Genomic DNA, 26,137 nt, shown 5'->3' with positions numbered 1-26,137 from the left:
GCCATGAAAAAGCATACGATGTTCAATCAGTCTTTGTCAGCCGACGTGTCGGCGTGCACGACCGTTGCGGTAGATCTTGCAAAAAAGGTCTTTCAGGTCGCCGGGGAGGATGCTCTCGGCCAGGTAAAATTCGAGGATCGAATCAAGTCCCGCGAGGCCTTCCAGGTATTTCTGCACAAGCTTCCCGAGAGTGTGACGGTCTTGGTGGAAACCGGGCCAGGCGCTCAGGCGTGGGCGCGGTTACTGCAAATACAGGGCAATCCGGTCCGCATCCTGCCGGCCCAGCTTGTTGCCAAACATCGCTGTGGCCCGAAAAATGATCACAACGATGCGTTCGCTATCCTACGTGCAGGCCGCGATAGCACGATTTCAGCCGTTCCGGTCAAGAGCCCGGCGGCGCTCGCGATGCAGGCACTGCACCGAGCTCGACAGGGATATATACGGCGACGCACGGCGGTGGGCAATCAGATGCGCGGTTTGCTGCTGGAACATGGCGTGGCTCTGGCGCAGGGCGAAATGGCGATCAGCCAGCTCGTGCCTCGGATATTGGAAGATGTTACCCAGCCATTGCCCGATCTACTGCGCGAGCTGATCGCCGAACTGCTGGGTGAATGGAGTCAACTGGGTGAACGCGTCAACGTACTGACCGGCCGACTGGAAACGGCGGCGAAAGAGAGTGAGATAGCGAGGCGGCTGATGACTGTGCGCGGTGTTGGTCCAATCATCGCCACGGCGCTGCTGGCCAAGCAGACCGAGCCTGAACGCTTCGCCAACGCCCGGCAGTTTGCCGCGTACTTCGGGTTGGTGCCCAACCAGCACAGCAGCGGCGATAAAATCCGACTGGGCAAGATGTGCAAACATGGCGATGCCTACTTGCGCAGTCTGACGATCCAAGGAGCCCATGCTGTTTTAAGGCAGATACGATCTGACTCACAGCAGCCGGACGACCAACGTCTACAGCGTTGGATCTCCCGCCTGGGGCGCAAGGAGGCGGCAGTGCGATTGGCCAACCGCAACCTGCGCATTCTCTGGGTACTACTACAAAACGATCAGACTTATCATCGCCGGCCGGGAAATGGCCCCGAGGTGGCGATGAGTCACTGATCAATAGCGTTCTGCCACCGGGGCGTTAAGCCGCTCCAACCCATGCTAAAAAACATTGACCCCAGGTCAGACCGTCGCGGATTGATGCCTGGGCTCCTACCGGCCCTTGAGGCCTCACTGTAATCGGCATACCGCGCGCTTATCCAATGTTGGCCAGAAGCCGTTCAAGGCTTCCTCAAACAGGCCTGATACATAGATGCAACCGGGCAGCAGTGTTTAGAAGCAGGTTGAAAGTGGGGGCGAGTCCATACATAGGAGCCAGCCTGCTGGCGATGAACTCAAGTGCCCCGCGTTCATCCAGTTCACACGCGTTATCGTTAACGACCATCGCTGGCAAGCCAGCTCCCACAAGGGACCGTGCCCACGCTGAAACTGTAGGAGACAGCCTGCTGGCGATGGACTCAAGCGCGCCGTGTTTATCCAGTTCACACGCGTTTTCGTTATCGCCCATCGCTGGCAAGCCAGCTCCCACAAGGGACCGTGCCCACGCTGAAACTGTAGGAGCCAGCCTGCTGGCGATGGACTCCAGTGCGCCGCGTTCATCCAGCTCCCCCGCGTTATCGTTAACGACCATCGCTGGCAAGCCAACTCCCACAAGGGACCGTGCCCACGCTGAAACTGTAGGAGCCAGCCTGCTGGCGATGGACTCAAGCGCGCCGCGTTTATCCAGTTCACCCGCGTTATCGTTAACGACCATCGCTGGCAAGCCAGCTCCTGCAAGGTGCCTGAGTCAGGCAGGTGCAGGCAAAAACGTCAGAAGACCTCCAGCTTGATCACGTCACGCTTATCGAACGGGTTCTTTGTAAATCCCTGTTGCACGACGAGACCAGAGGGGGACTCCGGGTTTCGATTCAGAGCATCTTCTCCAAACCGACCTTGTCGCTGAGCCAGGCTTTGAAGCTGCGCCATTTGCCGCCGGGTTCCTTGCGCAAGGTATGTTGGCGGCCGTCGTCCTCGGTGAACCAGACGACTTCGCCGTTTTCCAGTCGGGCCTGGTAACTCATGGCCGGCGCCATGCCCTCAAGCGCCGCCTGGCGCACGTAGCCGGCCAGTTCGGGACTGTCGACCAGGACCCCGACTTCAGTGTTCCAGAACACTGAACGCGGGTCGAAATTGAACGAACCGATGAACACCTTCTGCTTGTCCAGGATCATGGCCTTGGTGTGCAGACTGGAGTCCGAGCCACCACTGAATCCAAACGAAGAGCTGCGGCCGGGATCGTCCGGCTGACGCCGCAGCTCAAAGAGTTTCACGCCATGTTCGAGCAGCGTCTTGCGATACGGTGCATAGCCGCCATGCACCGCCGGCACATCGGTGGCTTCCAGTGAGTTGGTCAGCAGGCGCACATCAACGCCGGCATCGGCACGACCCAGTAGATAGTCCATGCCCGACTTTTGCGGGACGAAGTAGGCCGACATCATGATCAGCTCGTTGCTGACGCCATCGAGTTCAGGCCGCAGTTGTGTGGCCATCAATAACGCGCGTGCCGGTTCGCCGTCAGCCAGGACCTTGCTCGGAGCGTCCCACATCGCCGTGCTATGGGCCCAGATCAGCTGCTTGCGCCAAGTCTCGAATTGCGGTCGAGTCTGGTAGGTCATGAGATGGTTGTACAAAGCCCTGTGCTCGGTACGTGAGGACTGGAGCGATTGCTCCAGACGTTGGCGGCTCTCGAGCAAGTCCTGTGCTGTCGGCTTGTTGATCTGGAAGTCACTGATCGACTGGCTCAAGGCGCTGTTCCAGTACTGATCGAAGCTGTGCCCCAACTGCTCGGCGACCGGGCCGATGCAAAGCAGGTCCATATCGGTGAAGTTGAGATCGGGCTTGGCGTCGAAATATTCATCCCCCAGGTTGCGTCCGCCGACGATGGCTGCGCTGTTGTCAGCCAGCCACAGTTTGTTGTGCATGCGTCGGTGCTGCTGGGAGAGATCAAGCAAGCGACCCATGGTTCGAGTCACCACGGTGCTGCGACCCAGATGCAAAGGGTTGAAGACGCGGATATGGATGTTCGGGTGCACCGCCAGGGTAGCGATGACTTCTTCCTGGCCGTCGGTGGCCGTGTCATCGAGCAGCATACGTATCCGTACGCCGCGATCGGCAGCCAGCAGCATTTCATTAACCAGTGCCCGGGTGCTGAGACCGTTATGCACGATGTAATACTGCAGATCGACGGATTTCTGCGCATTGCGGATCAACTCGGCGCGCGCCCGGAATGCTTCACTGCTGTTGGGCAGCAAGCGAAAACCCGAGCGCCCCTCATGCGCGGCGGCCTGAGCCTGGATCGAACGCCCGAAAGCCGATTCGCTGGCGGGGATCGCCTCGCTGAAGTCATGGGGCAAGCGCGTGGTGGCGCAGCCGACTAGCAACAGCGCGAACAACATGGCGCAGAGGAACCGGGACATGGGCTGGCCCTCAACATCGACGGGTGTAGATAGGGACCCGGCATCCAGCCAGTACCGGCTGCCGAGAACATGCAGCCCTCGATAATCCGCACGACTTTTTCCAGTAAAGCCCGTTTCAGGCAGCGTGTCGAAATTTACCGGTTCCCTGCAGAGCATGCAGCCGGGCAGTAGCGAATTGCGAAAAAGTTTTTTTGATGGCGGAAAAAACTAAGGGCCTGCATGAGGTATCTCTCGCAAGCCCTTGATATTCATGGTACCGAAGCCGGGGTCGAACATACCGTCTACAGGCCTCTATTTTACTGGATTTATCTATTATTAATCTCAGTATGTATACCTAAACGTATACCTAAAACGGGAAGTACCCTTATCTTCTCCGCCTCCAGCCGGTCGCCTGTCGTGCCGACACCCTCCCACCGTATTGCCGTCGCCAAGTGACGCTTGTGATCATCATTACTCTCCCCGTTTTGGGATGGAAGAGATGGAAAAATAGTTTGGGCGTGGGGGCGCCGATACCGCGAACGCTAATACTTTTGACGCAGCACCTCCAGCATTCCCCCAAATTCCCCCAAGACGGCGATTTCCTAAAAAACTACGAATTAATGATTGAAACGGGCAGGGAACGGTCGTTGGGGCGACGGCTCCAGACTTTTGACCTGCCCCCTCCCTAATGACTTTATCGAGTAGCAGGCACCTCACCCGCGTCCTGTCCGTCTGACGCCTGGAGCACGACTCTCGATCGCGGGCTGACGACCTATACCTACAGGAGTTCGAACTGTAAGTAATGTTCGATCCGGTCGCAGTGGTCCAGCTTTTCATAGCAAAGTGTTTGCTACTGGAAGGTTGTCCGCATTTCGTCTGCATTGCATGCGGACAAATTTTGGATAGTTGGCGGACCGTATTCCGTTTGGTGTCTTTTCGATACGCATTCGGTCGACGAAGAACTAGAGGGCTATAACGTCGAGACAGTCGACGACCTCATCGGTTTTCCAAGTTTCGCCCGCTCGATAATCGAAGTCGGCTGGTTAGTCGATAACGCTGGAGCCATTGGGCTACCACGCTTTGAGGACCATAACGGGGTGTCGACTAAGCGCCAGGCGACGGACTCGGACCGCAAAGAAACGTCCGCAATCTGTCCGCATCCCAAAGTGTGGATGATCGCCGACCTTATCGGATCGTCGCGGGACATCGGTCGGCGCCTACCAACCGACCATTCCGGTGTGCTCGACGATATGGTAACGCGTGACGTAACGCTTTCGGCGCTGTTACGCGTGTGGTGTGCAACGAACGAACACACCGAGGATGGTGTGTGGTACATGAGCACGCTCGACACGCTCGACAACGCTGCCGGCATCGTCGGTTTTGGGGCGGCGATGGCGGCCGTCGAGTGGGCCATTTACGACCCGGAAAAACACACTGTCACCTTGCCCAACTTCACGGAATACAACGCCCCGAGCAAACACAGCGCCCGCTCGACAGGGGTCAAACGTCAGGCCAGATACCGGGAGAAATTGAAAGAAAGTGACGCGTCACATTACGCGTCACCAACCGTCACGGGTGACGTCACGGGTGACGTTAGAGAAGAGAAGAGAAGAGATATACAAACACTAGCTAGCGCTTTAAGCACTGCCACGCCAAAGACCAATAGATAGATTGCATTCATCTGACCGAAGATGTGGAACTCCAGAAGTACGGCGGGGTGGCAGACCGGTCGCCCGAGTACTAGATTATCTAGCGTGCGCATCCTCCATTGCATTGGACTTGACCAGCACGCATTGCAGATTGATGCCGATATTCACTGGTGAGCTGCCCGATGCTTTTCGGAGTAGTTCAAATTTTAGAGGATGCCACTCTGTAACCAACTCAAGGCCTGCTTCAGCCAGACTCGTCAGATGCATCAACACCTGACCAATGCCATGGTCGAGCAGACCTTGGTCTGATTTCCATTTATCGACAAGGACGTTCCATGCGGGATAACCCGAAACTCTCCCCGTTCGCCCAAGTCGATACCGGCTTGACACGCTTTGTCTGTGGCCTGCTCGGCGGGCTGAAGCACTTGGCGCTCTGGATGCTGGGGCTAATCGCCGTCGCCGACTTCTTCGCCCTGATTTTCGAGTATGGCGAAGGGCTGGCCGATATGGCCCTGCATGAATGGGTCTTTATGCTACTGGTGCTGGCGCTGACCTGGCGACACTGTCATTACGCGCGGCACTTCGGTTACGGCTTCTGGCGTGGTTTGGGGCGCTGGCTGACGGCGCAGGGCGTTCTACTCGCCATAGAGCTGGCCGCCCTCGGGGTGATCGTCTGGCCAAGCCTGGAGTTTGCAGGATACGCAAAGCCGCTCGATTCGCTGGACCTTGTCAACAAAGAGGAAGAAATACTGAGTCTGGCCTTCGCACTACTGGCCCTGTACCTGGGTTCACCGACGAAACCACGTATTGCCGAACAACCCCGACCGGTGACGGAGAACGCACGTCAGGTGCCCAGCACTTCCCCGACTCCAGACAAGGCGGTCAGCCCGTGAAAACCCACGCGTCCCTGCTGACCCTAACGCTGCTGAGCCTGCCGATTCAACTCAGTCTGGCCAGCACCGATCCGGCCCGGCTTATCGAGAGCTGTACCGAGCTGGTTAATATCTACGCCAAGCACGACCAACTGCGCTTTGCCGCCGCGCAAACAACCTCGCTTTCCGAAGCCATGCGTGCCGGCTATTGCCGCGGCGTGCTCGACGAGTACCAACGCAACTACCAGTGCAAAACCCGTGACTGGCGCGAGCAGGCCAACACCATCGCTAAGGGCGCACATGAACAGCCCGGAGCACAGGATGTCGACCACTTACTGGCAACAGCTTGTGGCTATTGAACAAGGGCTGACCCTGCCACAGGCAGTGGAGCGCCTGTTTGGCATCCCGCTCGCCCGCCACCCGGCCCTACGCAACGCGGTGAATACGCTGGTCAAGGCGATGAGCCAGGCCGGGGTGCTCCAGCTAAACGAGGAAGATATCAGCTTCACGGAAGGCGGACGCAAGCGCTGGTCACTACCGCGCAGTGAGCTGGACGGCCTGCACAATGCCATTGTGTTGCATGGCATCTTCGGCGAACCCAAGACGGTGATCCGCCTGTTCACTCATCCGGCGCTACGCCGACAGCATGCCGATTGGGCCGCAAGCCTGCTGCTGGAGCGGCAGTCAGTGGCCAGCCTGGGGCTGATCAACAAGCAACTTGTGGACCTGCTCGGTGTGCTCAAATCGACGGCCGACCTCAAGCTGGGGCGTTTGCCAAACCCTTTCGACAGCGCGCTGCCGCAGATGGGCCTGAGCGACTACGGCGGCAATCTGCTCAAGGCCATGGCCTGCCAAACGGCCGCGCTGTCGATGGGCGACAGCATGATGGTGCATTACCTCAACGGTGAACTGGAGCAGGCGCACACCATGGCAGCAACCCTGCAAACCGAGAACACGCTGCTGCTGCAGTATCGGCAGATGATCCTGACCGCCTATGAGGAGGCAAGGGCCTTCGACGACCTGCTCGACGCCTGGCGATGAAAGGTCTTGGTAGTGGAATCAACAAATAAATACTGGCTCCGTCATCACATAGGAGCCAAGCATGAACACCATCGAACACATCCTCGCGAACTGCCCACATCAAGTAAGTCCATGCCACCAAGGCAAGGCCATCGAAATTGATCAGGCCCTGCGGGCCGGTATTCCCTTCACCGCTCTTGGCGGCAAGCGCGTGCGCTGCCGCAACGGACTGGTGCGTTTCAAGCTTGGTTGCGACTGGCGCCTGCTCTACCTGACCAGCGTGTACGGCTACTCGCCGTATAGCTTGGTCAGTCGCCAGTGTTTCGAGCGTGAACTAAAGCGAAGGCGGGCTCTCAAGCCCTGATTCCTTTAATTCACTGGAGACACACTCATGACTGCAATTATTGCCCTGAACCAACCTCTGCTGGCCGCCAACGGCCTGGAAATGCAGGTCAGCCAGCTGGACTTCCTGCGTCTCAAGCACAAGTACACCGCTTCGTCCGAAGCCGAAATGAGCGCAGAACAATGGGACGCGTCGGAGCGGGAATATCGCCGTTTCCTGACTCTCAAGTGCCTGTATCCGACGGTCTCGTTGGTGCCGAGCAAGCAGGTCGATGCTATCTGGCATGCACACATCCTGGACACCCGTGCCTACCGCGAGAACTGCCTCCAGGTGTTCGGCCGCTTCATCGACCACTACCCGTACTTCGGCATCTACGGCCAGGACGACTACCAGGAACTGAAGAGCGCCTTCGCTCACACGGTAGCGCTGTACGAGCAACACTTCGGCGCCTACCCCGATGGCGGCTGCGAGGTACAGGCCATGCGCTGCAAGGACCACGCATGTCACGTCCCCACCACTTGCGCCTGCCGAGTCGAAGGTGCCTGCAAGTAAGCGGGCAATTCATAGCCAACCAAACTCTGGAGAAACTCAAGATGAACAAAAAACCACAAGCCCCCAGCCGTCCCTCCCCCGCCCCACGCCCGGCAGTCCCCAATCTACCGAGCACGACCGGCAAAAAGTCAGGTGATGGCCGCGGTAACTACCCTCCGAAAAAATCGTAACGCGTTAGTCGAGTGCGGCGGTCTGCTCAGTGCGGTCTGCCGCACTCGTCATTTATCCAAACTCCGGCATCGGACTGTTTGCTATCTGATCGCCTAGAGCAAGGCTCGACATTTCGATACCGCTAGATGGCTGCGCTTGGCCGATTTCAGTCGGCCCTAACCGATTGCTTTGAGTCCAGGCTGTGTGAAAACGTTTGGGAGCGAATTTGACAGTCAGAATTGGAGCGAAAATCGCGCTCCTACGTAAATTCTTAGTCTGCCGACTAACCTATTACCGACAGATCTTACGTAGCAACGCAGACTATAAAACGGCGCATGCGTTTTCACACAGCCTAGGTCGGTTGCAGCCCTTTGCGACAGGCGACAATCGGCCATCAGCTGCCGCGCTAAACCTTACCGCCCTCTGCCGGAGCGAGAGAGGCATCGAGGCGCTTCACTCCACCTAGCTCAAGCGCAACCGGAAAATTGTCTTCCAGATCACTAGCTTTAAAGATGGGATGTTGCTTGTCTGGCATGGCCCGACGCACTCTTTCGCAGACGTGATTAAACACCTCGAAGACATTCCGCGGCGTTTGGGAAGAAGTCCATCAGCTGTGCTAGGTATTATGGCAAAATGCTGGCAACCGCCAAGAAATTACCGGATGCTGGACTGTGCATACAAAGCTTTCAGGATATCTAGAGATAGGGAGGGGTAGCACGTGAAGCACATAAACATCATATCACTGATACAGGCGAACGATTCACTAGAAGACGATGACTTCGATAATCTGATGAAGCTGCATGGAATTAAGCTTAGAAAGGGAGAGATCAATGATTTAATAGAGTTGATCAATGAGTTAGAACATTTGCCGAGCAATATAAATCTTTTTGATACATTTTATGTCGACTACAAAATCCCTCAAATCGGGAAAGAGTTTGATCTACTAAGATTCTCTGAAAAAACCATTATCAATATTGAACTAAAAAAGACCTGCACTAAAGAGAAGGCCAGAGGCCAACTACTCCGAAACCTATATTATTTAAATTTTACCGGCAGAAAGGTTCACGCATTTACATACGTTTCAGATGATGCAATGCTCTATCATCTTGATGATGATCAAAGACTTGTTAAGGTAGACCCTAGCATTCTGAGAGCCTTACTAAAAAAACAAAAACCAAACCAAACAGAAAATATAGATAATTTATTTGACCCTTCAGACTACTTGGTTTCTCCATTCAACTCCACTAATAGATTCCTAAATAACGAATATTTCCTGACACATCAACAGGAAGAATTTAGGAGCCTGATTTTAAGTTCAGTCGACAAACCTAAGGCAGCGAGATTTATTTCGGTGACAGGCGGTGCGGGCACTGGAAAAACTTTGCTCATTTACGATATTGCAAAAGAGTTAAAAAACACCGAAAAAAATCTGCTAATCATTCATTGTGGATATCTAAACAGCGGGCAAATAAAACTAAATAGCAAAGGGTGGGAAATCATCGAAATAAAAGACTATCACAACTGCAATCTCGCTGATTATGACACAATCATCATTGATGAGGCACAGCGCATATACACAGAACAGCTGGAGGATATCATTCAAAAAGTCAAGAAGGCGCGCGGGAACTGCATTTTCTCCTATGACAAAGCACAAACTCTTTCCAAGCGAGAAGAAAAAACCGATATAGATGCTGAAATCAACAAAATAAAGACACTTACAAGCTACCGCCTTTCAGAAAAAATAAGGACCAACAAAGAAATCGCAGAATTTATCAAAGCCCTATTTAACAACAAAAGAAATCACTCACTAACAAATAAAAGCAACATTGAAATAAATTATTTTGATAGTGTGGAAGATGCTAAATCTTATCTCTCCGGACTGGATCAAAGCGAGTGGGAGGTCATACGATTCACACCGTCGCAATACAATATCGAACATCACGAGAAATACTTCAGCCAAACTGGAAATACTTCACACCAGGTCATTGGTCAAGAGTTTGATGGTGTTGCCATACCGATAGATCAATTCTTTGGGTATGACACGAATGGAGATCTGCATTACAAAGGCAGAGCCTATTATCACGCTGCCAAAATGCTGTTTCAGAACATCACTCGTGCTAGAAAAAGGCTTAAGCTAGTGATTATCAAGAATACAGAAATATTAGGCAGGTGTGTGTCCATCCTGCAATAGGGGGTTGAGAACCAGGACATGATTGCTCCACACAGTGAACCGGGTATCGGGGTTTACTGACCTCGCTACCCCGAAGCGAAACGAGTACCAAGTGGCTGTACTAGCCCGCTAATCCGCGATGCTGGCACGAAATACTGAGGCCGGTATCGACCGAGGCTGTGTAAAAACGTTTTAGAACACGTTGACAGTCGGGACTGGTGCAAAAATCGCGCTCCCAAGCAAATTTCCGGTATGCTGATTACACAGGCACCAGCAGATTTTACGTAGCAACGCAGACTTCAAAACGGCGCATGCGTTTTTACACACTCTGGACCCAAAGCTGTCGTTCGCTGACGGTAGTCACAGCAGTAGCCTTTAGTGCTTTTAAGCCCGCAACCTATTAAACCATAAGGCTTTTTCTTGACCCATCTAAATATTTAAATACATGACCCGGATGAAAGTCGACATGAATCTGTTTTATTTGTGGCTCTAGCAAACAACATTTTTTGAACTTTTTCCCACTGCCGCACTGACAGATTTCATTCCTTCCTGATTTGTTTTTTGTATCTTTATCCCTCATGAACTCATAGAGCTTGGCGTGCGTGAACCCTAGAGGTGAGTTCTGGTTGCTCCCAAAATGCGAGACGAGCTTAATAAAAATATCGAACTGCCTATGGTCGTCCCCACCTGTGACAGCGAGACGTTTATTTTTTGGATTTGTAACAAATGCGAAATGATCAATATCTTTTATTTTATTCGCTATAGCAGTAGCCATTTCGCCGTCGTACAAGTCACCAATAAAATGCTGGCATTCATCTCCGTCTATATCTTTTCCGCAAATACTGCAATCGTAGTGCTCTACAATAAACCCAAGGCTGGAGAAAAGCTTGTAGGGATAAAGCTTTTCAAGGGATATGAATTGAATTGTTATGAACTCAATAGGTCTGTTGGGCTGTTTATAGAATTTTTTAAGGCAGCGGAGGTCGTCTAAGACATCATGCAAGCGCCACCATGAGTCATAATACGCTTGCTGCTCAATACACTCCCAGTATCGCGCAACATTGTAGAACATGCTGAAAAAGCAGTCATAAATATAAGCCTCATTTTTTAGCTTGTCATCAGATGCGTTAGACTTAATTTGCGCGATTTTCTCTTGGGCTTCTATCGCTTGGGTTTGAGCCTCTTTGTATTTTCGAGCATCAATTAATTTTATTGCATTTGATACATACTCATCTGCTGATTCAAACAGCCCATTTAGCAAAGCCAAAGCATACATGCTCTTACTCCATGAACTTATTGAGATCGAATTTTTTGACGGCTGCATTTAATGTTTCTTGACTACCCTTGAAATTAAACTCTTTCTTTATACCTTTTTCATTGTCATGATAGATGACGCTCATCTGAATCTCGTCGGTTTCCCCTTCAAGCTTATTACTTGTTGCTGCTTTAACGTATTCCACTACAACTGCCAAATAGTTCTGTAGCGACATATCACTTGCCAGGCTAACCAAGGGCATGATAATAGAGTAGTCATGTAGATCATATTTGCTTGCGTCGTCGGGGATAGTAACTTCAATTTCTGGATGATGGATTCGCATCCACTTCTTGAAACGTCCAGCTTCGTGTGAAACACAACCTTCATAATACCGGTCAGTTAATATTTCGATCTTCATGATGGTGATCGTTCCGCAGCATATATTAATGTGGAGTTCGGAAGACCCAAAATGTTTGGGTCGTCGTTATATATAGACTGGCTTGGTGCCTGTCAAGTGGAGTGACCCAGCTGCCTGAAGCCTCTACATGTAGAGACTTCAGTCTAAAGAGCGCCGCCCTTGGCTCGTACCGTTCAATATCCCCGCACTACGCTCAAGCTCTAAGCTGGTTCAAGCTTTGCACAAGCAAAGATCAGACATATTGACGAATTATGATGCGCTTCGATAAGTTTGCTAAAAGTTACGCGGCCGTCCACCACTGGAACTTAATTAGATTGCTATTCACGCTCGCGAGTAGCGATATTGCTGCTTCACGTTCTGAGCAAGAAATTGACCTCTGGACGGTGCAGCCCGCATCGCTTCGTAAATATGCTGAGGCACATCAAAATAATGATACGTCCCCGTTGTTTTGAACTCGACAATCAGAATAAGCGATTCATCATCAAAGCCTACTCTCACTATTGTTGACGACTCTGGACTTTCAAAAAAATCAATCATCTGTCGACTCCACTCCTGCATTCCCTTGGGGAGCCACCACAATTGCTGGCTCATGTTCGTAACGAGAAGACTGTTTGCGCCACTGCTTCACTAGTATTGAGTAATCAGATACGCCAACCACTTGAGCCCAGCCTCCAGGCCCTTCAAAGAGCTGAATCCCCTGATCATTAACCCGTCTAACTACTACTTTCGGATCGACGCTGTCGGGTCGCTGCCCGACGGGCGGCGGCGTAATCAACGCTCGAATTGGTAGGCTTACGGCTTCCCCCACCACAATTGCCTCCCCTGTACGTAGTACAGGCAGCATCTCAAATAAACCTTTTAGATTATCAGCTGCGGCGCTAGCTATATGTCCACGGTCACTATCGTTTGCCAGTCGGAGCGCGAACAACGTCCCACATTGAGAGAGAATTGTGGTATCGATCTCTGCTGGACGCTGGCTAACCAGCATCATACCAACCCCATACTTTCGCCCTTCTTTTGCAATACGTCTTACAACTGCGGAAGCGGAGCCTTCGTTATCGCGAGATAGATATGCATGAGCCTCCTCCAATACAATCAGAAGTGGACGCTCCCGCCCACCCTCCGGCAAGTTCCGAGCCCAAAAAATTGCGTCGTATAGAACTCTAAGCATTGCGCCAATCAGATCACTAAGAATGTTCGATGGAATACCCGAAAGATCAAGAATTGAAACTGGTCGGTCTGAACCAACCCAGTCGCACAGCAACTCATCGACATCTTTAACGACGCATCCATCTAACGCTGGTGACCAATCGCCCGGACGAAACAAAAAAGCCAGCCTAGGATCACGCAACTTGGACGCCAGCGATGCAAGCTGAGCACGTATGCCAATCGTTCCCGCCCCCAATTGCACACGTTCTTCCGGTGGGCCTGATGTTTTAACCGTTCGGTATAACGGAGAGCGCACGCTCATAGCGTCGCCCAAGTCCTGTGGTTGCCCTGCACCGTCTAGTACATATGCATGATCAACTTCACCTGCCGCTGCGCCCGGCTTAGGAATGAGTGTGTGATGCTCCCGTCGATGAAGCTCAAACCACAATTTATGAATGCAAAAAGGGATAGGGGAATCGACTGTAACATCCTCAACCTCGACCCCCGTACGAGGGTAATTCATTAACGCTTCGCGCTTCAGATCAACAATTGAGTCAGACACTGCCGAAGCTTGGGCATCATTTAAACGCCCGAATGCGAACGGCACTAACTCATCGAAGCTTAGTGCCCAAAACGGGATGTTCAGTGATTTCTGACCCTGCACAGAATCGGCAGAAACACGAAAAACGGTAGATCGATTCGAAAGCGCCTTCGCGTACTCACCATGGATATCCAGAACCAGAATTCTTGCAGCTGGATATCGAGCTGGGTCTGAAAGCGCATTCAATAGCCCTGCGACAGTTGTTGATTTTCCTGAACCTGTCGTACCAACTACAGCACTATGCCTGGTGATCAACCGATTGATGTTCACCAAGGCTGGAATAGCCTCAGCACTGGCAAGATGCCCAATAGGAACATAGTCCTGTGGATCAACGGCCCCATAAATAGCCGCCAAATCTGCGTGTGTTACTACATGAACACGGTCGTCAACAGTCGGATGCTGTGAAATTCCACGCTCAAAACGACCACCCCGCTGCCCCTCACCGACCATTTGGACTTTTATCCAACGGTTTCCGTAAGCACGTCTTTCGTCTCCCGAATCAGGGGCTGCTCCCGCCCCCACTTGCGAAACGACCCCATATAGGTCGACAAAGCCAAGGGGAATTCGCACAAAACTACCAACTTGACCAATGCGATAACCCTCACCACCAACGAAACCAAGTCCTGTGGCTGTATCGTCATTTAGCTCAACCGTTACCGTAGAACCAAAAACGTCTTGGACAACACCTATGAAGGTAGGATCACGCTTCATGGCTAGCGCCTGCGTCAGTATTTTGATTGAGTTGATGAGCAAGGAACTGACCTAGCTTTTTGAAATCGCCCAACCCGAACTTACATCGATCTACATCATTCTCGGTCACACTGCTAACAGCTACGCCGTGCAATGAATGGCTATCCTGTAAAGTAGAACTCCAATTTCTATCGAGCGTACCAAGAATAGCCCCATCCTCGGCAAGAATGCTGAGGTTTGGCTGCCGTGTAGCGCAGCGGATTGCTTCAGGGTACTGTGTTCTCGCCCCATAAAGCAGACCAAAGCACATGGCTGTCGGGTTGCTACGCAAGCCATTCATAACAACTTCATTGAGATGCTGATCTGCGAACGAGTAGCCACAGCAGACTAATATCGCTTGGCCGCGCCCCAAAAAATCACGTAGCCGATCTAGCATTGCCAAGTAAGGAAGACGCCTACTCTGGTCATATTTCAGATGTGACGGATAGATCATCTGCCGGTCTTCACCTTCACCACTATTCTTGCGAATAACGTCATTCTCAGATGTGCGCCACCAGTTTATCGACCCATGCAACTTCCAAACCCGAGCCCAACGGGCAGGTAAAATGTCCGTTTCCATAGAAGAAAGATCAAAGAATGCCTCTCGGGCACCTACAAACCCATCGAAATAAGGAACCTTGTGCGACTCTAAAGCCTGCTCCATGAGCAGGTCATAATTCGGCGTAAAGACCTCAACAGAATGCGCCCTAGCAATACCACTCATCCATGCAGCAAGATTGTGGTACGGGGTTCCCCCCCCGGGAAGGGGTACGCCCACAACATTTGCAGTGATTTGACAGATTCGCTTATCCAGGGCCTGAAGCTTGAGTTTCGTCAGGCCATTGATGTCACCGTCTCGAACAACATCAATGAGAGCCCTTAAATGGCTAAGAATTTCTTCAATGTTTGGGGACGACTCCACACCGAAACGTGCAAGCAGGGATGCATAATCATCACGAAGCTCAGCATCCGTATTAAGCGCCGTTGATACCAGCGCCGTTAAACCTGCAATATCAGGAATCAGGGGAGAGGTGCTTCCATCACCGGCATCAACACGAATGGACATCGGACAGCCAGCCCCTAACAAAAATGCAATTCGCATTTTATTTGGGGCAAGGGCTTGTTGCAGGAGGGAGGATTGTCGGTATGGGCAGTGAGAAAAGCCAGGCATGAACGCTCATCCTTGATCTTCAAAATGAAGTCAACTGGCTTCGGCTTCTCGCTCCGAACTCAGCAGTGATAGCTATACGCTACCGCCCAAAGTAGCACGCTGTCCACTCCCCTCTTTCCCCGACAAGATGTGCCCATGTACCTGAAGCGGTTCTGAACCGAACATTCGCACATGGCCCGGACTCGCACATCAGGCGAAAGTCCGCTATTGGCCGACTCTGTTGAAAAAGTAGGCAATGGTTTGCGCATCAGAAAAGTACGCGTCCGAGATTGAAGTTTTTGCTTTTGGCAGAGGCTTCCGGACTCGGATTTCACGTAGCAGCGTGCAAAAAAAGGCGTTTTCACAAATCTATGATCAGGCAGTTTGGGCGGACCGACTTTTCAACAGAATCGGCCAAAACGCCCCTTCACTAGCTACGCTTCTTCGCCTGAACCCTCTTCTCCTTGATCGCTATTTTTTGGGTTCGCGCTAGAGGCTGAATACACTGAGTCCAGAATTTTTGGTCCGACTTGAGGAGGTGGGCATCAATAACCTGACCATCGTACGTGACCGAAAATTTGGCCTCTTGGAAACCACCTTGTGGGCCTGCAGTCACTTGAATTGGCCCATGAATTTGAGTCGCTGATTCAAACTCCTGGAAAGACTGGAATCTACCGATGCATACTAAATCGTTTGAATAATGCTTGGAGTTTGTCCCGTCATCCCATTGAACGACACAGAGTTTATCGTCGTACGTCGAGTACGGTTTTGAAGCGTTCGTGATCACTCCTCCGATCTTGGAAGCAATGTCGACCTTCGGGCCTTCAATTGGCCCGTGCTCCAAGTATCCGCTGCCACTCCAGACTCTGCTCCCGACATCAGGTTTAGGGGGAAAGCCAACCCTTTCTATGTTGCTATTCATGGGTACATCCTTTCGATGTTTTGGTTGACTAACGTTAGGTTGAGACTCTGATCTTAGCCAGCGAACTGGCTTCCTATCGTTAAAAATTTTTTGAATGGTTGCTACTATCCGATTCTGCTGAAAAAAATCGGAGTAATGACTGCGGATGGAGGTTCAGACTAGTAAGTCCATCATTTACGCGCGGGTACGAAAATTTTGTATCTGGTTTTGCCGATCAAAATTCGGCAGGTCTCAATCTACGTTGCACGGCTTTTTGCTGCGACGACTGCAGCGGACTTTTTCACCAGAATCGGCGGCTAGCTATCGATCACGTTCGCCCGGAAACGGCCGATGCTGTGTAAGGACGTTTTAGAGCAGGTTTGAAAGTCAGAATCGGAAACGAAAATCGCGCGCCTACACAAATCTCAGGGCTGGCTGATTAACCAAACGCTGGCAGATTTCATACAGCAAGGCAGACTCCAAATCAGCGCCTGCGTTTTTCAAACCGCATGGACGAGAGCCAGCCATTCGAAATCTCGCCGAATAGCCGCTTCACGTCAGAGTCCATATCGATAATTCGGGTTGAATGTACCGACAACGTACTAACCTTGGTTTGAGCTCGACATTTGCAGCATGCTGCAATATTTGCTCCCCATCGGACTGTTTGGCCATCAAGGCAAAGGAAAATGCAAAATGCCCATAAGGCTCCGTAAATCAATCAAACTACCCCCTGGTATTCGCATGAACCTGAGTGGTTCGGGGGTTGGCTGGAGGCTTGATCCGCGGGGTGCATCTATAGGAATCGGAAAACGTGGGGCCAGATTGAATTCCAGCTTCATGGGCTTCTCTACAGGCCAGAAACTTTCTGGCCCTGCATGCTCCACAAAATCCCCCACAGCAAAGCCTGTGCCCACTGAGGTCTCGCTCGCGGTTACCCACCACCTTGGCACTGAACCCGTGATCACGGAGATAGCCGATAACTTTCATCAGAAGGCCTCCGCGTCGGATTCATCGAAGACCATGTCCGGCGAAGTACTGGCGGTGTCGGGGGATAGTTGCCGACTCGAAGTCCTGCAAGTCCTAATGTCCTGCTCGGGGTGATCGTCTGGCAGGACATCAGGACTTGCAGGACATTGCTTCGATAACTTTCCCCCGATGGCCCACTTCACGGTCCCTCCAGTTTTACCTAGGGGCTTGCACTCGATGCCTAACTGCCGAAGAGCTGGAGCGGCACGTCGCAGGGCGTCCCCTAGCCCCTTCGCAGAACGCGGCCACGAATCGCAGCCGGTTGGACGGTACTGTTCCAGGGTACGCAGAATCTCCTTTACCGGGGCGGTCACTCCGTGCGGACGCGCCTCGACCAGTTCCACTACGGCGGCAGCTACCGGGCTAGCGTCAATGGTGCGAGCCAGACTTTCCTGCCGACTGGCGTTGAACTCGCGCAGGAAGTCCTCGGGCTCATGTCCTGCTGCGGCGGCGACAGCCATACCGAGGCGAGCGAATTCAACCAGCCGCGGACGCTCGTCAGCGGGGATGTGCATCTGCGGTGCTAACTCCAACGCCTTGGCGAAAATATCCAGCAGCGCCCCCAGCAAACACGGACGCTCGGCTTCGTACTCCCGCCAAAGGTCTGTCACTTCCAGCCGCTCGCTGATAACCGGCGTCTCGATGGTAATCGTTCTGTCCACCAGATCTTGCGCCGTGACTGCCGCAGATATGCCGTTCAGCACGACGGGGCGCTTCACGCTGATAACACTTTCGTCGGCATCCGAGTACAGCTTGCGCTTGGCAAAGCCGCCTCCGGTCGCCAATACGCACATGGCATCCTGAGTTGACGCGGGCAAGTGCGAGACATTCTCCAGGCTCACTACTGCGCACACACCAGCAGAAACGAATAGGTCCTCCGCCGACTTCGGTGCGCTGCGCAATGGGCAGGAATTCGGATCAATAAGCTGGCGCAATGCTGTTTGCGTTGTGCTCTTTGCACTCCCCTGCTCGCCCAGCAGCTCCAGCACTGGATAAGGCGTATCAGGACGCAGGCATTCGATCAGCCAAGCCAGGGCCAGCAGACGGGAGTCCCGCGGGATGTTCGCCACGTGCCAAAGTTGCTCGATCGATCCACCTGGAACTGGAGCCGGAATCGGCTGCATGGATTCAGGTCGAACGAACATAACCTCGGGTGACTCTACGATCTCCCACTTACCCGATCGGATACGAACCGCTCGGCTACTGCCCGGCCCAGCCAGGTCGAGAAAGTAATCACCAGCAGCACCAGCAGTGCGCAGGTGTACCTCCTGACAGTCTCCATGGAATCGGCCCAGGCCGGCCAAGGTGCCCAGTGCCTCCCGGACCGATTGATCTCGGGGCGCCTTTCCGCTGTCGGAGTAAAAGCCGGCGACCAGTGCATCTCGGAACTGGCGCGCGGCTAGATTACGCACTTCGCCCGTCGTGCGATCCCGGGCGAAGACGTCCTTGTTTTCATCGTGGAACAACTCGAAGCGTTGCTCCACGAACTTGACCAGCAGTGAAGCTTGGCTCTGCTTTTCGTCAGCATCATCACCGGGCTCGAAGTGCTCCTCGACTGACTGCTGATCGTCGAATTCGAACTGGTGATTGTCGGGAGCGTCCACCATTTGCAGCAGTTGCTCGACGGTGCCACCCGCGTCCAGCCAGTCGGATACGTCGCCCTTCGGCGGCAGCCCTGGAAGGCTCAGTACGCGAACTTCTGTCTCGGCCTTACTCAGTGCCCGACAAACCTTGTCGGCGTGTTGATGTCCCGGCTCGTCGTTATCCGCCAGAATCACTACCCGACGGCGTGCGAAGGACTCATTGAGCGCATCAGGCCACTTGCCAGCGCCACCGGCATTGCAGGTTGCGACCAGCCCCAGCGACTCCAGACGCAACACGTCCTTCTCGCCCTCCACGACAAACACTGGCGTACCCCAAGGTGCGTGCAGCAACTGCGGCAGACGGTAGGGAACCTGACGCACGCCCTTCACCGACCACACCCAGCCGCCTTTGCCGTCTGGGCTGCGCTGGCGAAAGTCCTTTGGTTCGTAGCGGACAACTTGAAACAGAACGTTGCCGTCTTCGTCGGTGTAGTCATAACGAGCCGACATGCGACGGTTGGCCGGTAGGGAATGAGGACTTTCAGGGCATGGCGCCGGCTGCTTTTCTTTTAAGCCGTGCTGTTCAAGCCAGCCCATTTGCTTGGCCCGACTTGTGATACCGGTTATCCAGGCAATCAAATCCAATACGCCGCCACCGCTTCCGTCTTCGTGCGAGTGCCATACCCCCTTTTCCAGATCAACGGATAACGAGCCATGCGCTCCGAATCGAAGCTCGGTCGGCTTGCTCATTGCGGTATTTGGCTCGCCAAGAAGGTACCGGGCTACTGGCCCAATCATGGATTTCAGCCAAGCCGATCCCGTCGGCGCATTGGCGCCGTTTTGACTTTTCATGGGTTACACCCCGAGCTGCTTGGCTTTGCGCCAGGACCAGAGAGAGGAAGACTGGGAGGAATCAGCGTGCGGGGCGGCCATTACGCGAAACTTCCAGGACGCTGTAAGCGATGATGAATGGCTCATACTGCATCCCTCGCTTCGATCTTGGCGCGCAGCCATGCATCCACCTCAGCCACGACGTAATACGCAGCAGCCTGGCGGGTGTCGCCGTCTTTGATCGGCTTCGGGAAGGTCGGGTCTTTCTTGCGGAGTTTGTCTAGGCCGGAGCGGGACAGGTCCAGCCATTGACAGAGCGCTGGCTGACGGATAAGAGCTTTCGGGGGATTTGTTACTGGTTGCATTTGAGCGCCTCCGTATCGGTACGGAGCCATTTTTGTTGAACCCCCGATTGCTGTCGCAGTGCTCAAAAGAGATTAGTTAGAGGCTTTTTTTCCCCCTTTTTGCACGTCTGATCAGTTTTTCAATTTCGACAATATCCTCTGGCACCTCTACTCCTGCGGCAACGAGAAGCCCTCGGGCGAGTTCTGCAGCTCTGCGTTTGGTCATCTTCGCTAAGGATGACTGCCGTAGCTTGTCTGCGGTATCAGCCAGCAAAGCATCTCGCGGAAACTTCGGCTTCACGCCCCGAATAGTTGGAGCGGCCTCCAACTTCTGCTCGGTAATATCCAACACATCGGACACCACGGTGGCCTTCGCCTCAAGGTCAGAAAGCAAGCCACCACTGAAAAAGCACCCATGGCTACGCCAGCTGGCCTCGTTGATGAGACCCTCGACGAAAGGAGAGAAATTGCTTAGCCGCTGTAGCGCTTCACGAAGACTCAGGTTCGCCTGCTGTATTTCGCGAATTTCTTCGTGGCGCGCGGGTCCTTTTTCCGTTTCGCGGGTGACCGCTCTGTAGGACCCAAGCCTTTGCTTTAACCATTCCTGAAGATCGCCGTCGTGATGTTCGGCCAAGTCAGCGATAATTGCCTGCGCAGCATCAGACAGGCTTTCATCGACCAAATCACCTGTACCCCACTCGAGTTGATTGTCGAATACTGGAAGTGCCTTTGATCGCTTGCCTCGTTTCGTCATGCGTGTAACCCTCGTTTCATGCTCACAACATCAGTGTCCCGGTGTGCAAAATCATAGGGCGTGATGTGCTTTTCCCGGTTGGCGTCCAGGTAGTCAGCCCACCACGTCATCATCAGTCGGCGCTCTTCCAGGTGCTCAGCCTTGTGGATATAGGCCGCGCGCACGCCGTTGCGCTCTTGGTGGCTCATTTGCCGTTCAACCGCGTCACGCGACCACAGGCCGGACTCGACCAACGCGGAACAGGCCATAGTGCGGAAACCGTGCCCGCAAATCTCTATTTTGGTGTCGTACCCCATGCGGCGCAGTGACTTGTTTACGGTGTTCTCCGACATTGGTCGCCAGTGGCGGTGATCGCCTGGCAGCACCAGATCAAAACGCCCGCTAAGCCGGCGTATCTGCTCTAGCACTTCAAGCGTCTGGCGTGACAACGGGACAAGGTGCGGAGTCCCCATCTTGGCTCCTCGGTGCGACCTCTTGACGCCCTCGATTGGTGCCCGTTCGCCGGGAATCGTCCACATGCTCCGGGTAAAGTCGAACTCAGACCAGCGGGCAAAGCGCAGCTCACTAGAACGAATGAACACCAGTAGAGCGAGGCTTACAGCAAGACGGGTAAGCGGTCGTCCGGTGTCAGCCTCGCAGCGTTGCAACAACTCCGGCAACCGCTCAAGGGGCAAGGCCGGGCGGTGTTTGGTCTTGCGGGTGGCAGTCCCCCCCACCAGATCAAGCGCCGGGTTGTATTCGATGAATTCGCGCTGAACGGCGATTCGCATGATTCCGGCGATGCGCTGGCGCAGTCGCCCAACCACATCAAGCGCGCCGCGCTTCTCTACCGCCTTCAGACAGGCCAGCAGGTCGCGGGTTTTCAAGTCGGATACGGGGCGTTTGCCCAGCATGGGGAAAAGATCGACCTCGATCTCTTTCAACACCCTGACCGCGTGATCCTTCGACCATTTTCCGGACATGCTGGCGTGCCATTCCAGGGCCAGCGCCTCAAAGGTGTTCCCAGCCTCATTGGCCGCCTCGATCTTTGCTTGCTTAGCGCTCTCGATGGGGTCTTGGCCATGCGCCAGCAACTCGAGTGCATCGGCTCGACGCGCGCGGGCGGCTTTCAGGGTGAGGGCCGGGTAGTTGCCGAACGTAGCCAGACCGGGTTTACCGCTTGGCTTTTTATACTTGAAGCGCCAGACCTTGGTGCCGGTAGCCTTTACAAGCAAAAAAAGCCCTTGCCCGTCGAACAGGGTGTAGTCCTTTGCGCGGGGCTTGGCGGCCTCGCATTTGGGGTCGGTAAGGGGGGTTACGGTGCGCGCCATAGGTATACGCCTCAATATCGAACCGATATATACCTAAACGTATACCTAAATCTTGGGGCTGTACAGGAACATACGGGGATATTCAGACACAAAAAAACCGGCTATAAGGCCGGTTTCTCTAGGTTTCAGATGTTTACGGGAACATCTGAAATCATACTGTTGGTGCCCGAAGCCGGAATCGAACCGGCACGCCCTTACGAGCGGGGGATTTTAAGTCCCATGCGTCTACCAGTTTCGCCATTCGGGCGGTAGCGCGGTGAAGCGTCCAGGTTGTGCCAAATAACGATCTGGCAATTCTGACGCCTGTGCAGCAGAGGTGGAAATATATACATCCCGCCCGGGTGAAGCAAGTTCGCAAATACCCTTTTCAAGACTAAATCTTGCAGGCTACTGCAAATAAAAAAGCTCCGTAAATCATAGATCTACGGAGCTTGTTTATTAGTGGAGGCCGAGGTCGGAATCGAACCGGCGTAGGCGGATTTGCAATCCGCTGCATAACCATTTTGCTACTCGGCCTCAAAACATTTGATATCTAGTAGCGCGACATCAAATGCGTACAAACTTGGAGCGGGAAACGAGACTCGAACTCGCGACCCCGACCTTGGCAAGGTCGTGCTCTACCAACTGAGCTATTCCCGCGTCTTGGTGTGGCGCATTCTATAGAATCCAGAAGCCCCGTCAACCCTTTGATTCAAAAAAGTTTTATTTCTTTTCAACGTCGGTCTTCAGATGTGGCCAGGCAGCCCGCAGGTACTGGACCATCGACCACAAAGTCAGGCCGGCCGACACCATCAGCAGCGTATAGCCCAGTAAGACCCAGAAACTGAAATCCTTGGGATTGGCCAGCAGGATCACCAGCGCGAGCATTTGCGCGGCGGTTTTCCATTTGCCAAGGTTCGATACGGCGACGTGGGCACGTGCGCCCAGTTCGGCCATCCATTCGCGCAGGGCCGAGACGACAATTTCTCGACCGATGATCACGGCAGCCGGCAGCGTGAGCCACAGGTTTGCGTGTTCCTGCACCAACAGTACCAGTGCAACCGCGACCATCAGCTTGTCGGCAACCGGATCGAGAAAAGCCCCGAACGGTGTGCTTTGTTCCAGGCGGCGGGCCAGGTAGCCGTCCAGCCAGTCGGTGGCGGCAGCAAAGGCGAATACCGAGGCGGAAGCCAGGTAGCTCCACTGGTAAGGCAGGTAGAACAGCAAAATGAAGATCGGAATGAGCAGAACGCGTAGAACGGTAATCAGATTAGGGATATTCATCGGCACAACTGGCTACGAGGTGAGGGGGCATTCTACTCGCTGTGCAGATTTGCATAAATCAACTCTGCGAGCTTTTTACTGATCCCGGGGGTTTTGGCAATTTCTTCGATGCTTGCACGAGACAGCTCCTGCAATCCACCAAAATGTTTCAACAAATCCCGCCGACGTGTTGGACCGACGCCAGCGACGCCTTCCAGTGTAGACGTCCGACGGGTTTTTCCACGCCGGGCGCGGTGCCCGGTAATGGCAAATCGGTGGGCTTCGTCGCGAATCTGCTGGATCAGATGCAGCGCGGGAGAATCGCCGCGCAAGGTGAATTCATGCGCGGCGTCGTTCAGGTACAGGGTTTCGAAACCGGCCTTGCGCGTCGCGCCTTTTGCCACGCCGAGCAGGATCAGATCAGGTACGGCCAGTTCATCGAGCACGTCACGGGCCATGGACAACTGGCCTTTACCACCATCCACCAGCAGGATATCCGGCAGCTTGCCCTCCCCGTCCTTCAGTTTGCTGAAACGTCGGGTCAATGCCTGGTGCATCGCCGCGTAATCATCGCCGGCCGTAACGCCTTCGATGTTGTACCGGCGGTAGTCGGACTTGATCGGGCCTTCGGGGCCGAAGACCACGCAGGACGCCACTGTCGCCTCGCCACTGGAATGACTGATGTCGTAGCACTCCAGGCGTTGTGGAGGCTCGTCTAGCTTCAGCACCTCAGCCAATGCATCGAAGCGCGCCGTAATGTGCTGACGATTCGCCAGGCGCGCATTCAGCGCCTGCTCGGCATTGGTCACGGCCAATTGCTGCCAGCGCGCTCGCGTACCACGCACGCGATGGCTGATGGTCAGTTCACGACCGCGCAGCTCGTCGATGGCCGCGATCAGTGTTGGAAAGTCATCGTGGACCACATTGACGATCAACTCGCTGGGCAAGTCGCGTTCAGGGCTGCTGATGAAGTATTGGCCAAGAAACGCGGCCATGACTTCAGAAACATCTTCTTCAATGCCGACTTGAGGGAAGAAGTTCTTGCTGCCCAACACCCGCCCGCCCCGCACACTGATCAAGTGCACACAGGCACCGCCCGGGTTGACGAACGCGGCGATCACATCGACGTCCCCGGTCCCGCCTTCCATGCTCTGCTGGTCCTGGACCCGGCGCAGCAACGCAATCTGGTCCCGCAGCTCAGCCGCTCGCTCGAACTCCAGATTGATCGCCGCTTCTTCCATCCCGGCAGACAACTCGTCAGTCAGCGCGTTGCTGCGTCCCTCAAGAAACATCACCGAGTGACGCACGTCTTCGGCGTACACCTGGGGCTCCACCAGCCCGACGCAGGGTGCCTTGCAGCGTTTGATCTGGTACTGAAGGCAAGGACGGGTGCGGTTCTTGTAATAGCTGTCTTCGCATTGACGAACGAAAAACGTCTTTTGCAGCAGGCTCAGGCTTTCGCGGATCGCGCCGGCGCTGGGGTAAGGACCGAAATACTTGCCCTTGGCCTTTTTCGCACCGCGATGAATGCTCAGGCGCGGAAACTCTCCGTCGGAGAGATAGACATAGGGGTAGGATTTGTCGTCACGCAGCAGGATGTTATAGGGCGGGCGCCATTCCTTGATCAGCGTCTGCTCGAGCAGCAAGGCTTCGGTTTCGTTGGCGGTGATCGTCGTTTCGACCTGGGCGATACGTGCGACCAGTGCGGCGGTCTTGGGGGCAAGCCCGGTCTTGCGAAAGTAACTCGACAGGCGATTCTTGAGGTTTTTCGCCTTGCCGACGTAAAGCAACCGCGCTTCGCTGTCGAACATGCGGTACACGCCGGGGCGCCCGCTGACGGTCGACAGAAAGGCGCTCGGATCAAAGGTTTCGGTCATTTTCAGAGGCTGGCGTCGACCATGCCATGACGCACCGCCAACAGCGTCAACTCGACATCACTGCTGATCGAAAGCTTTTCGAAGATGCGGTAACGGTAGGTGTTCACGGTTTTCGGGGACAGGCACAATTTGTCGGAAATGATCTGTACTTTCTGGCAGCCGACTATCATCAGCGCGATCTGGATTTCCCGCTCGGACAGGGCATCGAAAGGCGAGTCGTTGGTGGGCTGGAAGGACTTGATCGCCAGTTGCTGGGCAATTTGCGGGCTGATGTAGCGTTGCCCGGCGAACACCAGGCGGATGGCCTGGACCATTTCCGGCAAACCTGCCCCCTTGGTCAGGTACCCTGCCGCACCGGCTTGCAACAGCCGCGTAGGAAACGGGTCCTCTTCACACACGGTCACCGCGACGACCTTGATATCCGGATGACTGCGCAATAATTTGCGAGTGGCCTCAAGACCGCCGATACCCGGCATCTTGACGTCCATCAACACCACATCGGGTTTCAGCTCACGCGCCTTGAGCAGGGATTCTTCACCCGACTCGGCCTGGCCGACTACTTGCAGGCCATCGATGTCAGCCAGCATTCGTGTAATGCCTGTACGAACGAGATCATGGTCATCGACTACTAGCACCCTAATCAAGCAGACACCTCGCGATATGGTCTTATTGGGTTGCCAGACACCTTAGCAAAAAGCATCTGGCAGACCTAGCGGAAAGCATCAGATT

The 26,137-nt window shown here is 54.0% G+C and carries 23 protein-coding genes and 3 tRNA genes; 9 read left to right on the top strand and 17 right to left on the bottom strand.

Going from position 1 to position 26,137, the window contains the following annotated elements; translation table 11 throughout:
• The first annotated feature begins 45 nt into the window (after window positions 1–45).
• The gene (locus KSS91_RS13155; RefSeq protein WP_217838401.1) at window positions 46–1,104 is read left to right on the top strand and encodes an IS110 family RNA-guided transposase; all 1,059 of its coding nucleotides are present in this window, start codon (window positions 46–48) and stop codon (window positions 1,102–1,104) included.
• A gap of 851 nt (window positions 1,105–1,955) precedes the next feature.
• Here the strand turns inward: KSS91_RS13155 and KSS91_RS13150 are convergent.
• A complete protein-coding gene (locus tag KSS91_RS13150) occupies window positions 1,956–3,503 on the bottom strand; it encodes a phospholipase D family protein (protein ID WP_217838245.1) in 1,548 nt (515 codons plus the stop codon).
• A 1,076-nt stretch (window positions 3,504–4,579) separates the two neighbouring features.
• Here KSS91_RS13150 and KSS91_RS13145 point away from each other — a divergent pair.
• From KSS91_RS13145 to KSS91_RS13115, 7 genes are all read left to right on the top strand, one after another.
• A complete protein-coding gene (locus tag KSS91_RS13145) occupies window positions 4,580–5,152 on the top strand; it encodes a hypothetical protein (RefSeq protein WP_217838244.1) in 573 nt (190 codons plus the stop codon).
• 314 nt (window positions 5,153–5,466) lie between these two features.
• Window positions 5,467–6,024: a hypothetical protein gene (locus tag KSS91_RS13140; RefSeq protein ID WP_217838243.1), complete on the top strand. Its 558-nt coding sequence runs from the start codon at window positions 5,467–5,469 to the stop codon at window positions 6,022–6,024.
• Window positions 6,021–6,362, top strand: coding sequence for a hypothetical protein (locus KSS91_RS13135; RefSeq protein WP_217838242.1), 342 nt, complete (start codon window positions 6,021–6,023; stop codon window positions 6,360–6,362). Before KSS91_RS13140 ends, KSS91_RS13135 begins: the two co-directional genes overlap by 4 nt.
• Entirely contained in the window at window positions 6,304–7,044 is a 741-nt protein-coding gene (locus KSS91_RS13130) for a hypothetical protein (RefSeq protein ID WP_217838241.1), read from the top strand. The genes KSS91_RS13135 and KSS91_RS13130 overlap by 59 nt, the downstream gene beginning before the upstream one ends.
• A 61-nt stretch (window positions 7,045–7,105) precedes the next feature.
• On the top strand, window positions 7,106–7,387 hold the full coding sequence (locus KSS91_RS13125) for a ParE family toxin-like protein (protein WP_217838240.1): 282 nt from the start codon (window positions 7,106–7,108) through the stop codon (window positions 7,385–7,387).
• Between the two features lie 27 nt (window positions 7,388–7,414).
• Window positions 7,415–7,918, top strand: a complete 504-nt coding sequence (locus KSS91_RS13120) for a glycine-rich domain-containing protein (RefSeq protein ID WP_217838239.1) — start codon at window positions 7,415–7,417, stop codon at window positions 7,916–7,918.
• Window positions 7,919–8,786: 868 nt separating this feature from the next.
• Complete coding sequence (locus KSS91_RS13115; protein WP_217838238.1) at window positions 8,787–10,259, top strand: DNA/RNA helicase domain-containing protein; 1,473 nt, start codon at window positions 8,787–8,789, stop codon at window positions 10,257–10,259.
• A 379-nt stretch (window positions 10,260–10,638) separates the two neighbouring features.
• Here KSS91_RS13115 and KSS91_RS13110 read toward each other — a convergent pair whose 3' ends face one another.
• From KSS91_RS13110 to KSS91_RS13085, 6 genes are all read right to left on the bottom strand, one after another.
• Entirely contained in the window at window positions 10,639–11,514 is an 876-nt protein-coding gene (locus tag KSS91_RS13110) for an SEC-C metal-binding domain-containing protein (RefSeq protein ID WP_217838237.1), read from the bottom strand.
• Between the two features lie 4 nt (window positions 11,515–11,518).
• Entirely contained in the window at window positions 11,519–11,911 is a 393-nt protein-coding gene (locus tag KSS91_RS13105; RefSeq protein WP_217838236.1) for a hypothetical protein, read from the bottom strand.
• Between the two features lie 321 nt (window positions 11,912–12,232).
• A complete protein-coding gene (locus tag KSS91_RS13100) occupies window positions 12,233–12,448 on the bottom strand; it encodes a KTSC domain-containing protein (protein ID WP_217838235.1) in 216 nt (71 codons plus the stop codon).
• On the bottom strand, window positions 12,441–14,372 hold the full coding sequence (locus KSS91_RS13095; protein ID WP_217838234.1) for an ATP-binding protein: 1,932 nt from the start codon (window positions 14,370–14,372) through the stop codon (window positions 12,441–12,443). The genes KSS91_RS13100 and KSS91_RS13095 overlap by 8 nt, the downstream gene beginning before the upstream one ends.
• Window positions 14,362–15,561 carry an SIR2 family protein gene (locus KSS91_RS13090; RefSeq protein ID WP_217838233.1) on the bottom strand — a complete coding sequence of 400 codons (1,200 nt, stop codon included), beginning with the start codon at window positions 15,559–15,561 and terminating at the stop codon, window positions 14,362–14,364. Before KSS91_RS13090 ends, KSS91_RS13095 begins: the two co-directional genes overlap by 11 nt.
• Before the next feature lie 409 nt (window positions 15,562–15,970).
• A complete protein-coding gene (locus KSS91_RS13085) occupies window positions 15,971–16,462 on the bottom strand; it encodes a hypothetical protein (protein ID WP_217838232.1) in 492 nt (163 codons plus the stop codon).
• Between the two features lie 612 nt (window positions 16,463–17,074).
• On the opposite strand from KSS91_RS13085, the gene KSS91_RS28625 reads away from it, so the two are divergent.
• On the top strand, window positions 17,075–17,542 hold the full coding sequence (locus KSS91_RS28625; protein ID WP_217838231.1) for a DUF4236 domain-containing protein: 468 nt from the start codon (window positions 17,075–17,077) through the stop codon (window positions 17,540–17,542).
• Here the strand turns inward: KSS91_RS28625 and KSS91_RS13075 are convergent.
• From KSS91_RS13075 to gacA, 10 genes are all read right to left on the bottom strand, one after another.
• Window positions 17,428–19,902, bottom strand: coding sequence for an AICE element replication initiation protein (locus KSS91_RS13075; protein ID WP_225923749.1), 2,475 nt, complete (start codon window positions 19,900–19,902; stop codon window positions 17,428–17,430). The genes KSS91_RS28625 and KSS91_RS13075 overlap by 115 nt on opposite strands.
• Before the next feature lie 122 nt (window positions 19,903–20,024).
• Window positions 20,025–20,246 (bottom strand): helix-turn-helix transcriptional regulator, encoded by a 222-nt coding sequence (locus KSS91_RS13070; RefSeq protein ID WP_217838230.1) that lies wholly within the window; start codon window positions 20,244–20,246, stop codon window positions 20,025–20,027.
• A 76-nt stretch (window positions 20,247–20,322) separates the two neighbouring features.
• Window positions 20,323–20,979, bottom strand: coding sequence for a hypothetical protein (locus KSS91_RS13065; protein ID WP_217838229.1), 657 nt, complete (start codon window positions 20,977–20,979; stop codon window positions 20,323–20,325).
• Complete coding sequence (locus KSS91_RS13060; protein ID WP_217838228.1) at window positions 20,976–22,289, bottom strand: tyrosine-type recombinase/integrase; 1,314 nt, start codon at window positions 22,287–22,289, stop codon at window positions 20,976–20,978. Before KSS91_RS13060 ends, KSS91_RS13065 begins: the two co-directional genes overlap by 4 nt.
• Before the next feature lie 160 nt (window positions 22,290–22,449).
• Window positions 22,450–22,536, bottom strand: a tRNA-Leu gene (locus KSS91_RS13055).
• A gap of 195 nt (window positions 22,537–22,731) precedes the next feature.
• A tRNA-Cys gene (locus KSS91_RS13050) sits at window positions 22,732–22,805 on the bottom strand.
• 47 nt (window positions 22,806–22,852) lie between these two features.
• Window positions 22,853–22,928 (bottom strand) — tRNA-Gly (locus KSS91_RS13045).
• Between the two features lie 63 nt (window positions 22,929–22,991).
• Window positions 22,992–23,552, bottom strand: a complete 561-nt coding sequence (gene pgsA / locus KSS91_RS13040) for a CDP-diacylglycerol--glycerol-3-phosphate 3-phosphatidyltransferase (protein WP_015094913.1) — start codon at window positions 23,550–23,552, stop codon at window positions 22,992–22,994.
• A 32-nt stretch (window positions 23,553–23,584) separates the two neighbouring features.
• The gene (gene uvrC / locus KSS91_RS13035; RefSeq protein WP_217838227.1) at window positions 23,585–25,408 is read right to left on the bottom strand and encodes an excinuclease ABC subunit UvrC; all 1,824 of its coding nucleotides are present in this window, start codon (window positions 25,406–25,408) and stop codon (window positions 23,585–23,587) included.
• A 2-nt stretch (window positions 25,409–25,410) separates the two neighbouring features.
• Window positions 25,411–26,052 carry a response regulator transcription factor GacA gene (gene gacA / locus KSS91_RS13030; RefSeq protein WP_008015884.1) on the bottom strand — a complete coding sequence of 214 codons (642 nt, stop codon included), beginning with the start codon at window positions 26,050–26,052 and terminating at the stop codon, window positions 25,411–25,413.
• Window positions 26,053–26,137: the final 85 nt, after the last annotated feature.

The organism is Pseudomonas azerbaijanorientalis (genome assembly GCF_019139795.1).
GTDB classification, from domain to species: domain Bacteria; phylum Pseudomonadota; class Gammaproteobacteria; order Pseudomonadales; family Pseudomonadaceae; genus Aquipseudomonas; species Aquipseudomonas laurylsulfatiphila.
The sequence above is the reverse complement of the archived record's forward strand: the minus strand, read 5'-3'. Positions and strand labels throughout refer to the sequence as shown.